This window comes from Enterococcus sp. DIV1420a (genome assembly GCF_051712165.1).
GTDB classification, from domain to species: Bacteria; Bacillota; Bacilli; order Lactobacillales; family Enterococcaceae; genus Enterococcus; species Enterococcus faecalis.
The window spans coordinates 71,200-84,866 of sequence record NZ_JBIOOI010000001.1 but is presented as its reverse complement, the minus strand read 5'-3'; the positions used below and the strand labels follow the sequence as shown (position 1 = coordinate 84,866).

The following is a 13,667-nucleotide window of genomic DNA, read 5'->3' as shown; positions in this document are numbered from 1 at the left end:
ATGAACATTCAAGAAACAGTATTAAACATTTTAGAAGATATTACAGGAACAGACGAAGTTGTGAACAATCAAGACATTCAATTATTTGAAGAAGGATTATTGGACTCTTTAGCGACGGTTCAATTATTAGTAGAAATTGAAGGACAATTAGGAATCCAAGTTCCTGTATCAGACTTTGACCGTGAAGTATGGGGAACACCAAAACAAATCATTCAACAAGTGGAAGCTTTACAATAATGTTTAGAAAAAAACGACTAATCAGAATCTTAGGTCCAGTGCTTTGTTCAGCGGTCTTGGTTGCAGTGTTCTTTTTTGCACCGTTCAGAATCAATTTAACTTCCGAAAAAACGTTGAAGGAAGCATCAACGTCAATGGCACCGAACGTTTTAAAAGGCAATGTGATTAAAAACAAAGCAGTGGCTTCTGGTAAATATGTTCCTTTTTTTGGCTCTTCTGAATTAAGTCGATTTAGTGCTTTCCACCCTAGTGTGCTCTCTGAAAAGTATCAACGGAACTACCGACCGTTTTTACTAGGAGAAGCGGGCACACAGTCATTAACCCAAGCAATGGTCATTCATTCGATGGGCGATGCGATTGCCAATAAGAAAGCGGTCTTTATTTTATCTCCGCAATGGTTTGTCAAAAAGGGTGTACCTAATGATAGTTTTGGTGCACACTATTCACAATTACAAACCTATCAATGGTTAGCTAATTTAACCGAATTAACCAGCGGTGACCAATATCTAGCACAACGTTTGACCAAATTTCCAGTTGTTCAAAAAGACAAAGTCTTAATGGAAACTTTGGCAAATCTGCAGGCAGGGCAACTTCCCCAACGCTCTCAACGAGATTATTTTATAATGAATCTCCGTTTCTTGAATCGTGAAGATGAATTGTTTAGCCAAATTGGCATGGTTAGCAGAGAACCAATTGTTGAAAAAGATATGAAACAATTACCTGCTACTTATAATTTTAATGAATTAGATCAGCTAGCTGGAAAAATTGCGGCAAAAGCCATTAATAATAATAAATTTGAAATTAGTAACGGTTTTTATCGCCAACGGATTAAACCAGTTTTACCGAAATTAGCTCATTCACAAAAGAAATGGGATTATCGTTTTTCTCCAGAATATGGTGATTTCCAAGCTGCGTTAGAACAGTTAGCAGAAAAAAATGTCGATGTTTTATTTGTAATCCCACCTGTTAACAAACGTTGGTCGGACTATACGGGCTTGTCACAAGATATGTTGCAACAAGTAGCACGCAAGCTGAAATATCAACTTCAAGAGCAAGGCTTTACTAACATTGCTGACTTCTCAACATGTAGTAATGAACGTTACTTTATGGCGGACACGATTCATTTAGGTTGGCGTGGTTGGCTCGCTGTTGATCGTCAAGTAGATGAATTTATGAAACAACCTGCGCCTAAAAAGTTAGCGTATCAAATTGATGATCGTTTTTATCAGACAGATTGGCAACAACAAAATCCATTGGTCTTACCTCAATTTTAAGAAGGCAAGATGGATCAAGTACCAATTATCTGAAGCGGACTAGAAGCGCTTCGTAACAATGAAAATAGCCTGTACCTGCCGTTGAATAACGAGCGTGCAGGCTGTTTTTTCGTTTATTTTTAGTGGAGAACGTTGCTCAATTTATTTTTTGTAAGTATTTTTTTAGTTCGTGGTATAATGGATAAAATTGGTTTTTGAGGGGAGTTATTTTTATGGATGCAAAAGAAGAAAAAATGTTAATTGATTTAACAAGTGCTAAAGGGATTGCTGGGAATGAAGACGAAGTACGTTCGTTATTTAAAAAGTATGCAGCACCGTATGCGGATAAATTTTTATATGATGGCCTTGGCAGTATTATTGCAAAAAATGTTGGTGATAAAGAAGGACCAAAAGTCTACATTTCTGGGCATATGGATGAAGTCGGTTTCATGGTTACCCAAATCACAGAAAAAGGCTTTTTAAAATTTCAAACCGTTGGCGGTTGGTGGGAGCAAGTGATGTTGGCCCAACAAGTTCAGATTAAAACCACGACTGGTAAGGTTTACCATGGTGTCATTGGGTCTAAACCACCGCATGTGTTAACAGCGGAAGTTCGTAACAAACCCTATGAGATTGCAGATATGTTTATTGATATTGGTGCAAGTAGCGATCAACAAGTTGCAGAATGGGGGATTCATCCAGGAGATATGGTGACACCATATATTGACTATCGTCGCATGAATGATACAAAATTTTTATTGGCAAAAGCGTGGGATAACCGAATTGGTACGGCCGTTTCATTAAAAGTTTTAGAAAATTTAGCGACAGCAGGGCACCCCAATATTTTATTTGCAGGCAGTGATGTGCAAGAAGAAGTGGGGCTACGCGGTGCGCAAACAAGTACGCATCTTGTGAATCCAGACATAGCGTTTGCTTTAGACACAGGAACAGCTGGTGACACACCAGGAATGACACCTAAAGAAGCCGACTCTGTTTTAGGTGAAGGGCCACAAATTTTGATTTATGATGCATCAATGATTCCGCATAAAAAATTACGTGATTTTGTTATTCAAGTGGCGGAAGAAAATAACATTCCCTTCCAATATATAGTGATTACAGGGGGAGGTACGGATGCTGGCCGCATGCATTTAACGCGCAACGGGATTCCATCATTAGCCATCACGGTGCCTGTTAGATATCTGCATTCACATACCTCAGTTATTCATGAAGATGATTATTTCAACACAGTCAAATTAGTCACAGAAGTGGTGAAACGTCTAGATAAAGAAACAGTCGCTAAATTGACTAGTTATTAGTTTCAGAAAGGATGGAATGAATGAAAAGTTTAGTAACAAATTCGCAACATCGTGCCAATGCTCGCAGAGCTCTTGATGGGCAATGGGGGATCATGGCTTGGTTAACTTTCTTAGGAGTGGTTTTACAGAGCTTCTTAACATCGATTGTGCAAAATTTATTTTCTGGTGAAAATCAAGTTTTTCAAAGTAGTTTTGCCGCAGTATTACTGCAAATTTTTGTTTTATTCGCGTTAAGTTATGCGCTATATTACGCAGCCTTGAAGGTGTTACGTGGTGAAAAGGTGCGGGTCAATATTTTAATGAGTGTTTTTCAAGGAAAATATTATGGTCCGCTATTTGTGGTCAACCTACTTCAAAAAGTACTTGAACGTGTAATTGGTTTGTTATTTTTGTTACCAATTTTATTTGGGGCAGGGACAACCTTGTATTTCAAATTGATGTTTAATACAGTTACACCAGAGGAAATCCAAGCCTTTTTCTTAAATGATTTTTCCTTTTTCCTAGCATTTGGCGTTGCCACTATCTTGATCTTTTTAATTGGTTTATTTGTGAGTGGCGTTTTTCAATTTGCTGTGTGGCTACGTTTTGATAATCCAGAACTGCCAATTATGATGGCATTGAAACAGGCGTTATATTTAATGAAAAATCGTTTTTGGCAATATTTATGTTTACAATTTTCTTTTATTGGTTGGTATATTGTGGGCTTTTTAGCTATTGGTATCGGTCTATTATGGGTGATTCCTTATAACTATGTAGCGTTAGCTAGTTTTTATCAAACTGCCTTAGAAGAAAAAGGTTTAGCCGAAGAATAAAAAAGAAGCTTGAATCCTTCGTTATCTCGACAAAGGGTTCAGGTTTTTTCTTTGGTCTTTTTGTGAAAATTTAAGCGTTTTAACCTCGTTTTTCCGTTATTTTATGGTAACATGGAAGTATCGTATTGAAGGAGGTTGTCCACACATGAAATTGACTGTCTTAGGCTGTTTAGGTGCTTATCCATACAAAGGAGAAGGAACGAGTTCCTATTTGTTAGAATCTGAAGGCTTTCATTTGCTTATTGATGCAGGCAGTACGACATTAGTGCGTTTAGAAAACTATCTAGATCCATTGAAATTAGATGCTGTCATTCTGTCGCATTACCATCATGACCATATCGCAGATTTAGGTGTTTTACAATATTATCGTCAGCTTTATCCAACGCTGGAACCGACTCCTATTTTGCCAATATATGGCCATACACAAGATCAAATGCATTTCAAAGAACTAACGCTTCCTAACGTTTCCGAAGGGAAAGAGTATTTTGAAGCAGAAGAGTTGGCAGTAGGACCATTTTTAATTACTTTCATGGAAACGATTCATCCTGTCACTTGTTACGCGATGCGGATTGTTGAAAAAGCGACTGGCAAAGTCTTTGTCTTTACAGGAGACTCTGGTTACTTAGCAAGTTTTGAAGACTTTGCAAAAGACGCTGATTTATTCTTAGCGGATACGTACTTATTTGAAGGTAATGAACGACATCATGCACACTTTACGTCAAGAGAAGCGGGTGAAATTGCCAAAGCAGCACAAGTCAAACAATTGATGTTGACCCATTTACCACAACATGGGTCATTGGAACAACTACGTGAAGAAGCGCAAAACTATGCTGGAACGGAAATTCCAGTGACATTAGCCCAACCAGATTTAACAGTTGAGATTTAAAAAAGTAACTATACCAAGGGAGAGAACCGATTGTGATTTTTGTACCGAATGAAAATAATGACCCACGAGTGAACTTAGCAATTGAAACATATTTGTTAACAGAAATGCCTTTAGATGAGCCCATTCTTTTATTTTACATTAACGAGCCGTCAATCATTATTGGCCGTAACCAAAATACAATTGAAGAAATTAACAAAGAATATGTAGATGAGCACGGCATTCATGTTGTTCGTCGCTTAAGTGGCGGCGGCGCCGTTTATCATGATCATGGTAATTTGAATTTTAGTTTTATTATGCCAGATGACGGCAACTCTTTCCGTGATTTTGCGAAAGTTACCCAACCAATTATCCAAGCATTGCACGACTTAGGCGTTGAAGGTGCCGAATTAAAAGGGCGCAATGACCTAGTGATTAATGATATGAAGTTTTCAGGAAATGCGATGTACGCTACCAACGGCCGCATGTTTGCACATGGAACCTTAATGTTTGATAGTGATATTGATGAAGTTGTAAATACATTGAAAGTACGGAAAGATAAAATCGAATCTAAAGGTATCAAGTCTGTTCGTTCACGGGTAACAAACATTAAACCATTTTTATCTGAAGATAAACAAGAGATGACAACGGAAGAATTCCGCCAAGAAATTCTTTTGAAAATTTTCGGCGTAGATTCGATCGACCAAGTTAAAACGTATGAATTAACTGATCAAGACTGGGCGGCTATTAACAAAATTTCAGAGCAATACTATCGCAATTGGGATTGGAATTATGGTAAATCACCTGCATTTAACTTAGAACGTCGCCATCGTTTTCCAATTGGTTCAATTGAAATGAAAATGAATGTGGCGGATGGTGCCATTCAAGAAATTAAAATCTTTGGGGACTTCTTTGGGCTTGGTGAAATTAAAGATGTTGAAGATATTTTAACCGGCGTGAAATATGATAAAGCTTCTTTAGAAGAAGCCATTGATCAAATTGACGTTAAAAAATACTTTGGCAATATCGAAAAAGAAGATTTGCTTGGGTTAATTTATTAAAAAAAAAGACAGCCGTTTCAAACGGTTGTCTTTTTTCTAGCTAAAAATAATTTTTAGCTTTTAGAAAGGTAGTGCTATGTGCAAAATCGTCGAAACGATTTTTATCAGGGAACTATCAAATAGCTCGCCTGCATATGTACTTGAACCAAGTCAAGTCCGGGAATTTGGTTATGTGCTTCACTATAAATCACTATCTGTAAAGAGTATACAAGATTTCCTTTCTTTTGTGATATCAAATTTTTACAGACAAAGTAGTAAAAATTGACGTTTCTTATTTTAGCAAGGTTATAGGCTTGTTTTGGGGCTTGAAATAGCAAGAATTAATAGTGATTTAAGGGAAAATATTAACATATGTAGAAATATTTTTATAAGAAATAACGAGAAAAAATCAATAGGTATGTTCTTGAGGGCTACTTTTTGACGTTTTCTGAATAAAACTTAATAAAAAATAGCAGAAACAAAGAAAAAATGTGCTTACAAGAAGTAATCCGCACTTAGCTAGGAAGTTAAGAATGTGCATGTTATTTTCAAACAAATACTAAGAATCCTATTTCAATCCTTTACAGAGGAACAAGGACTTCGTATAATAAAGGGACGAAAAGGAGCGAAAGTGATGAGAAACGAAATGATGCATCGACCAGTCGTTAAACCAGAATTGGTTGAGTATATGCGTACAAAACAAAAGAAACTTCCCGGAGAATTAGGTGCAGTGGAGGCGGAAGCCAATGAAGCAGGGGTGCCGATTATTCCGCACGAAACAGTAGTTTTTCTACAATTTTTGCTAGGACAACTAAAGCCCAAAAATATTTTAGAAATCGGGGCAGCAATTGGTTTTTCTTCAAGCTTGATGGCCCAATTTGTCGGTGAAGATGGTCACGTGACCACGATTGATCGTTTTGACGTAATGATAAAAAAAGCGAAGAAAACCTACCAACGCCTAGACTTAGAAGAAAAGGTCACTCTTTTAGAAGGACAAGCAGCTGAGATTCTACCAACGTTGGAAGGACCTTATGACTTTATTTTTATGGATAGTGCCAAATCAAAATACATTGAATTTTTACCTGAATGTTTACGGTTGCTACCAGTTGGCGGCGTTTTGATGGTGGATGATGTATTTCAAGCTGGGACAATTTTAGACCCTGCTGAGGAAGTACCGAAAAAAAATCGAGCGATTCATCGTAAATTAAACCAATTTTTAGATGTAGTCATGGCGCACCCTGATTTAACTTCTACTTTAGTTCCTCTTGGTGATGGAGTTATTTTAATTACCAAAGAGAAAGAAACGATTATTTTAGATAGTTAAAGAATGTCTTCACAAAAAGAAAGCGAATCATTAAAAAGCAAGTTCTTTTAATGATTCGCTTTCTTTTTTATGTTATTTAAAAAGTTATCTCGCTATTTCTAATTGAGAATGATAATCATAAAATTCTCAATAGGACAGTATTATACGCTAATAGAACCTCATTTGTTTATAATTATTCTATTGACGGAATAATTATAAACTGTTATCCTTAAAGAGTAAAAAAACAGAGGAGGAACGACAATGAATTTAATTAATCAAAAACTTTTTGACTTTGAATGTGATGCCTATCACGATGGTGAATTTACACGAGTATCAACAGAAGATATTTTAGGAAAATGGAGTATTTTCTTCTTTTATCCAGCTGATTTTTCTTTCGTGTGTCCTACGGAATTAGGGGATATGCAAGAGCATTATGCGCATTTACAGGAATTAAATTGTGAGGTTTACTCTGTTTCAGAAGATAGTCATTATGTGCATAAAGCATGGGCTGACGCTACAGAAACGATTGGAAAAATTAAATATCCAATGTTAGCCGATCCCAACGGTCAACTTGCTCGTTTCTTTGGCGTTTTAGATGAAGCTTCTGGAATGGCTTACCGTGCTTCATTTATTGTGAGTCCAGAAGGTGAGATCAAATCTTATGAAATCAACGACATGGGTATTGGTCGTAATGCTGAAGAACTTGTTCGTAAATTAGAAGCTTCTCAATTTGTAGCAGAACATGGTGATAAAGTTTGTCCAGCCAATTGGCAACCAGGAGAAGAAACAATTGCGCCAAGCTTAGATTTAGTTGGCAAAATTTAAATTCGCTTTGTAAATAGAGGTCAAAGAGTTGGATAAAACAGAGAAAATGTTTTGTTCAGCTCTTTTTCTGAAACACAGAAGAAAGAGGAGAAGCAAGTGACAGAAGAAATCTACGATTTGATTATTATTGGTGGCGGCTCAGCTGCTTTATCTGCAGGTATCTATGCAGGTCGCGCAATGATGGATACCTTAATTATTGAAAAAGACAAAATTGGTGGACAAGTAACGACGACTTCTGAAATTGTGAACTATCCAGCGTTTCGTCACACAACAGGTCCAGAACTAATGGAAGAAATGCGCATTCAAGCACAAGACTTCGGTGTAGCTTTTACAAAAGACGAGATTATTGATGTTGATTTTAGTCAAACGATAAAAACTGTTCAATCGGCGAGTCAAACCTACCAAGCATATGCAGTATTGATTGCGACAGGGGCCTCTGCTCGTAAAATTGGTTTCCCTGGTGAAAGTGAATTTACAGGACGCGGCGTGGCCTATTGTTCTACTTGTGATGGGGAGTTTTTCCAAGGCCTAGATATTTTTGTGATTGGTGGCGGTTATGCAGCAGCGGAAGAGGCCGTTTATTTGACACGTTACGGTAAATCAGTAACGATGATTATCCGAGAACCTGATTTTACATGTGCAAAATTAACTGCGGAGGCGGCTAAAAATCACCCGAAAATTAAGATTGTTTATAACACAGAAGTGAAAGAAATTACGGGAGATGATTTTGTCCGAAAAGCTGTGTTTGTCAATAACCAGACGGGAGAAGAAACGGTTTATGAAGCGCCAAAAGACAGTACATTTGGTCTGTTTGTTTTTGCTGGAAATAAACCAAGTACAGAAATTTTTGAAGGAAAAATTGCCTTAGACCGTGGGTATGTGCCAACAACTGAAAATATGGAAACCAATATTCCCGGAGTTTATGCAGCAGGAGATTTACGAATAAAAGAATTACGTCAAATTGTGACGGCGGTTGCAGACGGTGCAATTGCCGCCACTCATGCGCAACGTTACGTGACAGAACAAAAAACACAGGCGGGCCAATCGATTGTAACGAAGCGAATGACTGAACGATTAGCTAATCAATCTGCCCCTGAAACAAGCAGTCAGCAACCAAAAGAAAAACAGCCAGCGAAAGTTACTGGTAAGCATCAGTGGTTCCCAGAAAGTATGCGCCAACAATTAAGCGGTATTTTCGCTAAACTAACCAAAAAAGTGACATTGCTTCAGTTTTTGGATGCAAGTGATGAAAAATCATTGGAACTTCAGTCATTCTTAACAGAATTTGCAAGTCTGGATCAGAAGATCACTTTAGAAACGATTTTGAAAGATACTGAGCCAGCCAAAGAATTGCTGTATGGGATTGAAAAAATGCCTAGCGTTGTGCTCTTAGATGCGGCAGGAAACTATACAGGAATTAAATTTAGTGGTATTCCTAGTGGCCATGAAGTAAACTCGTTGGTTTTGGCGGTTTATAATGTCGGCAGCGAGGGGCAGCCGTTAGAAGCAAGTCTGCAAAAGAACATACTTGCATTGCCAAAAAGAAAAATAGAAATCTTTGTTTCACTAACATGTCATTTCTGTCCCGATGTCGTGGCGGCTTGCCAACGTATTGCATCAATTAATCCTCATGTGGAAGCAGAAATGGTGGACATTAGTCTATTTCCAGAGTTGAAAAAAGAAAAGAAAATTATGAGCGTTCCAGCAATGCTAATTGATGGCGAACAAATGATTTTTGGTTCAAAAACAATGACCGAAATTATTGAAGCCTTGGCTTAAAAGAGGCGGAAAAAGTAATTAGCCTAAAGAACCTAAGTCATTCAAAAAAGTGAGAAATACGTCGAGATGATGTATTTCTCACTTTTTTCGCATAGTTAGTCAAGTACCTTTTTTGATTAGGCGATTGAGTTTCCTAAAAAGAATTAAAAAGACACAACAGCAAATGAACAACAGGCTTCCTGTTAGTGGTAAAAAGACATCTTGCATGTAGCTATCGATATGCATTAAACCAGGTACCTCGCTGAAAAAATCATGGATAAACTGTTGAATGAGCTTATTAGCTAGAAAAGCAGCTAAAGGCAAAACAAAAATCAAATAATAGAGGGGTTGTAAGGCATAGCTAATTAAAATTTGTAATTTTGTCGTACCTAAAAGAACTAAGATCAGTAAGTCGTTTTTTTGCTCTAAAAAAGTTAGGAAGAAAGTTCGGCAAATATAACTAATCAGGAAGAAAAAGAGTGTTCCAGCGCTGATTCCAGCCAAACCTCTGAAAATTTTCAAGGGAGGAATCACTGCATAATTATCAAGAAGAATCATTTGTGAAAGCCATCGAGAAAACAACAAAGTCAATAATAGAGCAGAAAAAGTCAGAAAACTAATAATAAAGATAAGAATCAACGTACTAAATTGGTTTTTTGAGCGCCACGCATTTTTGAGAGAGTCTGTGAATAAGTAAAGAATCGAATACATCATCGCGTCCTTTCTGAAAAATTTTTGGTTTAGCGGAAAAGTTATGTAAAAGAAAAGACGTTATCTCCTGCCAACTAGCCACTGAAAGAGATAACGCCTTCGCTGGAAACAAGAACTGGATTATTTCACCAATACTAATTTTTTTAAAGGTTCAACCCCAAATCGTTGTTCTTGCTGTAAAAGAATTTCGGCACAAGCTCGGCTATCTTCTAAAGCATCATGATGATTATTTAAAGTGATATTGAGGTTTTCACAAACGGTATTTAATTTATGATTAGGAAATTCAGGAAACAGTTTGCGACTCGTTTTGACTGTACATAAAGAAAGGTAATTAGGTTGTTCTAAGCCATAGTAATCTAAACAGCCAGCCAAAACACTACAATCAAAACTTGCATTGTGAGCGACCACTAACCGATTTGGTTGAAAACAATGCTGAATTTGTTGCCAGACTTCAGGGAATTTGGGCGCATTGACAACATCTGATTCATGAATGCCGTGAATTTGCGTATTTCGCCAGAAAAAAGGTGTTTCTGGTTTGATTAACGTGTAAAATTCATCCACAATCCGACTATTTTCTACTTTAACAATTGCAATGGAACAGGCACTATGTTTATCATAACTAGCTGTTTCAAAGTCAAAAGCGTAAAAGTTCATTAAAAAAACTCCTTTCAACGCGTTGAGTAACACTTAAAAATCAAGTACAACTTCCACTGGACAATGATCACTACCAAGAATATCTGTATGGATTTTAGCACTGACTAAACGTTCATTCAAGGATTCTGACACAACGAAATAGTCAATCCGCCATCCTGCGTTATTTTTTCGTGCGTTAAAGCGATAACTCCACCATGAGTAGATGCCTTCAGCTTCTGGATAAAAATAACGGAATGTATCAGTGAAGCCACTGTCTAATAACTCAGTAAATTTTTGCCGTTCTTCAGGCGTGAATCCCGCATTTTTTTGATTGGTTTTCCAATTTTTTAAATCAATCTTTTGATGAGCTACGTTTAAATCACCGCAAAGAATGACGGGTTTTTCTTGATTTAATTCGTTTAAATAGGCACGAAAAGCATCTTCCCATGTCATTCGATAAGCTAAACGCTTTAGTTCAGCTTGTGAGTTTGGTGTGTAGCAAGTGACCATGAAAAATTCTGGATATTCTAAAGTGATCACGCGGCCTTCTTGATCGTGAGCCTCGATACCTAAGCCATAGCGAACACTTAACGCTTCTTCTTTAGCGAAAATTGCTGTGCCAGAATAGCCTTTTTTTTCGGCGTAATTCCAATACAGATGATAGCCAGGAAGTTCTAAATCAATTTGTCCAGCTTGTAATTTTGTTTCTTGTAAACAGAAAAAATCTGCATCCAATTCATTAAAAACATCCATAAAATTCTTTTTAACAACCGCTCGTAAGCCGTTGACATTCCAAGAAATACATTTCATTGTTGAAACTCCTTTCAAATAAGAAACGCTTTTGCTCGTTTCAGTGCAAACCAGAACCAAAGAAAAGGTCGCTTGGTGCTTTCTTCTATTCTAATACTTTTTAAAGAAGTTTTAAATACTTGAAAAGAAAAAGAGAAAATGACTGATTTTTGGAAAGAAGTAGTCTATGATAAAATAGTAAAAAGAGCAGAAATGAGGACAAACGAATGAAAATTGGAGTCATTGGTTTAGGAAATATTGCACAAAAAGCGTATTTGCCAACTTATAGTGAATGCCGCCACTTGGCAGAGTTTGTATTAGCAACTAGAAACCCAGAAACACGACAAAAAATCGCTGATCAGTATGGCTTTACAGAAACCGTTGAGACCGTAGAAGAATTGATTGAAGCGAAGATTGATGCTTGTTTTGTCCATGTAGCCACAAAAGTGCATGGTGCAGTCGTTCGCCAATTATTACAGGCTGGTATTCACGTCTTTGTGGACAAACCTTTAAGTGAAGAGCTTGCTGAAGTCAAAGAATTACAAGCATTGGCAGTAGCAAAAAATCTGCGCCTGATGGTTGGTTTCAATCGTCGTTTTGCCCCTTATACGGAAGTATTGAAAAATATTCCTGAAAAACAAACAATTTTTATTAAAAAGAACCGCATCAATACAACGAGAGAAACAAGTTTTATGATGTATGATTTATTTTTACATGTCGTTGATACCGCAGTTTATTTAGCGGAAGGACCGCTCCACGTGGTGCAGTCAAAATTAGTGGAAGAAAACGGTCATTTAAAACGAGCAATTTTACAATTAGAAACCGAACAGACAACGATTGTTTGTTCCATGGATTTACACTCTGGAGCCAATACAGAAACTTTTGAAGTCACCAGCCCCACAGGTACTTATCGCTTGGAAAATTTAACGCATTTGACCATCCAAACAGAAGAAGAATACCAAGTAAAAGAGATGGGGGATTGGACGCCAACATTGGAAAAAAGAGGTTTTTACCAAATGGTTACTGCTTTCATTCAGGCCATTCAAAAACCGCAAGAGCAAGAGTTAAAACAAGAAAAAGTCTATGAAAGTCATGCGTTATGTGAAGAAATGCTACGCCAACAACAACGGCATGTTCTTTAAAGAGGACTAGCAACTTTCTTTCTATCATGCTAGAATAAGACAGATATTTTGAAAAGAAAGGACTAACTTTCGTGAACACTAAAGCTATGTTAGAAACATTAAACGAAATTACTTTATTAGTAGATGAACCATTAAAAAACGTAACCTTTACCAAAACAGGCGGCCCAGCTGATGTGTTGGCCTTACCCAAAACAAAAAAAGAAGTTGAAGAGATTGTGGCGTATTGCCGAGAACAAGGACTTTCATGGTTAGTATTAGGCAATGCTAGCAACTTGATTGTTCGTGATGGCGGTATTCGCGATGTCGTGATTATGCTAACAGAAATGAAAGAAATCAAAGTAGCCGGTACCACCATGGTTGTGGATGCTGGTGCCAAACTGATTGATACAACCTACGAAGCCTTAGCAGCTGATTTAACTGGTTTTGAATTTGCTTGTGGCATTCCAGGAAGTGTCGGCGGTGCTGTTTATATGAATGCTGGAGCATACGGCGGGGAAATTAAAGATGTTTTCCAGTCTGCAGAAGTGCTGTTGGCAGATGGAACTATCCAAACAATGACGAAAGAAGACCTGAATTTCCGTTATCGTCATAGTGAAATTCAAGAATTACATTGTATTGTCTTGCAAGCAACGTTTGCTTTAGAAAAAGGAAACCATGCAGAAATTAAAGCCCAAATGGATGAATTAACGGAACTTCGTGAACTGAAGCAACCGCTAGAGTATCCCTCTTGTGGCAGTGTCTTTAAACGCCCTGTTGGTCATTTTACAGGGAAATTAATTCAAGACGCTGGCTTACAAGGCTTAAAATGGGGCGGTGCTCAAATTTCCGAAAAGCATGCGGGATTTATTGTTAACATCGATCATGCAACCGCCACGGATTATGTGGAATTAATTGCACATATCCAAGAAGTGATTAAAGAAAAATTTGATGTTGAATTGCAAACGGAAGTTCGAATTATTGGTGAAGAAGTCTAAAAAAATAAGCTA

Annotated in this window: 14 protein-coding genes; 11 read left to right on the top strand and 3 right to left on the bottom strand. The window is 37.3% G+C overall.

The genetic code is table 11. The features are described from left to right. The 9 genes from dltC to IGI80_RS00410 all read left to right on the top strand — a co-directional run bounded on the left by dltC (position 1) and on the right by IGI80_RS00410 (position 9,427). Entirely contained in the window at positions 1 to 237 is a 237-nt protein-coding gene (gene dltC, locus IGI80_RS00450; protein ID WP_002356389.1) for a D-alanine--poly(phosphoribitol) ligase subunit DltC, read from the top strand. After that, a complete protein-coding gene (dltD, locus tag IGI80_RS00445) occupies positions 237 to 1,511 on the top strand; it encodes a D-alanyl-lipoteichoic acid biosynthesis protein DltD (RefSeq protein WP_438722361.1) in 1,275 nt (424 codons plus the stop codon). Before dltC ends, dltD begins: the two co-directional genes overlap by 1 nt. 212 nt (positions 1,512 to 1,723) lie before the next feature. After that, the gene (locus IGI80_RS00440) at positions 1,724 to 2,806 is read left to right on the top strand and encodes a M42 family metallopeptidase (RefSeq protein WP_438722359.1); all 1,083 of its coding nucleotides are present in this window, start codon (positions 1,724 to 1,726) and stop codon (positions 2,804 to 2,806) included. A gap of 20 nt (positions 2,807 to 2,826) precedes the next feature. Continuing rightward, positions 2,827 to 3,618: a DUF975 family protein gene (locus tag IGI80_RS00435; RefSeq protein WP_002365061.1), complete on the top strand. Its 792-nt coding sequence runs from the start codon at positions 2,827 to 2,829 to the stop codon at positions 3,616 to 3,618. A 145-nt stretch (positions 3,619 to 3,763) separates the two neighbouring features. After that, positions 3,764 to 4,504: an MBL fold metallo-hydrolase gene (locus IGI80_RS00430; RefSeq protein ID WP_002356393.1), complete on the top strand. Its 741-nt coding sequence runs from the start codon at positions 3,764 to 3,766 to the stop codon at positions 4,502 to 4,504. Between the two features lie 32 nt (positions 4,505 to 4,536). Continuing rightward, positions 4,537 to 5,541, top strand: a complete 1,005-nt coding sequence (locus IGI80_RS00425; protein WP_002356394.1) for a lipoate--protein ligase — start codon at positions 4,537 to 4,539, stop codon at positions 5,539 to 5,541. Between the two features lie 613 nt (positions 5,542 to 6,154). Then, positions 6,155 to 6,844 (top strand): O-methyltransferase, encoded by a 690-nt coding sequence (locus IGI80_RS00420; RefSeq protein ID WP_002381418.1) that lies wholly within the window; start codon positions 6,155 to 6,157, stop codon positions 6,842 to 6,844. Positions 6,845 to 7,084: 240 nt separating this feature from the next. Further along, a complete protein-coding gene (ahpC, locus tag IGI80_RS00415) occupies positions 7,085 to 7,648 on the top strand; it encodes an alkyl hydroperoxide reductase subunit C (RefSeq protein WP_002356396.1) in 564 nt (187 codons plus the stop codon). A gap of 96 nt (positions 7,649 to 7,744) precedes the next feature. Further along, entirely contained in the window at positions 7,745 to 9,427 is a 1,683-nt protein-coding gene (locus IGI80_RS00410) for an FAD-dependent oxidoreductase (protein ID WP_438722358.1), read from the top strand. Positions 9,428 to 9,526: 99 nt separating this feature from the next. Here the strand turns inward: IGI80_RS00410 and IGI80_RS00405 are convergent, their stop codons facing one another. The 3 genes from IGI80_RS00405 to IGI80_RS00395 all read right to left on the bottom strand — a co-directional run bounded on the left by IGI80_RS00405 (position 9,527) and on the right by IGI80_RS00395 (position 11,560). Further along, positions 9,527 to 10,117, bottom strand: coding sequence for a hypothetical protein (locus IGI80_RS00405; protein ID WP_010710668.1), 591 nt, complete (start codon positions 10,115 to 10,117; stop codon positions 9,527 to 9,529). A 120-nt stretch (positions 10,118 to 10,237) separates the two neighbouring features. After that, positions 10,238 to 10,771 carry a 3'-5' exonuclease gene (locus IGI80_RS00400; protein ID WP_002356400.1) on the bottom strand — a complete coding sequence of 178 codons (534 nt, stop codon included), beginning with the start codon at positions 10,769 to 10,771 and terminating at the stop codon, positions 10,238 to 10,240. A 33-nt stretch (positions 10,772 to 10,804) separates the two neighbouring features. Beyond that, the gene (locus IGI80_RS00395; protein ID WP_173961593.1) at positions 10,805 to 11,560 is read right to left on the bottom strand and encodes an exodeoxyribonuclease III; all 756 of its coding nucleotides are present in this window, start codon (positions 11,558 to 11,560) and stop codon (positions 10,805 to 10,807) included. 206 nt (positions 11,561 to 11,766) lie between these two features. Here IGI80_RS00395 and IGI80_RS00390 point away from each other — a divergent pair, with 206 nt between their 5' ends. Both IGI80_RS00390 and murB read left to right on the top strand, forming a co-directional pair. Beyond that, the gene (locus tag IGI80_RS00390; RefSeq protein WP_002397883.1) at positions 11,767 to 12,681 is read left to right on the top strand and encodes a Gfo/Idh/MocA family protein; all 915 of its coding nucleotides are present in this window, start codon (positions 11,767 to 11,769) and stop codon (positions 12,679 to 12,681) included. An 86-nt stretch (positions 12,682 to 12,767) separates the two neighbouring features. Next, a complete protein-coding gene (murB, locus tag IGI80_RS00385; protein ID WP_153854350.1) occupies positions 12,768 to 13,655 on the top strand; it encodes a UDP-N-acetylmuramate dehydrogenase in 888 nt (295 codons plus the stop codon). Positions 13,656 to 13,667: the final 12 nt, after the last annotated feature.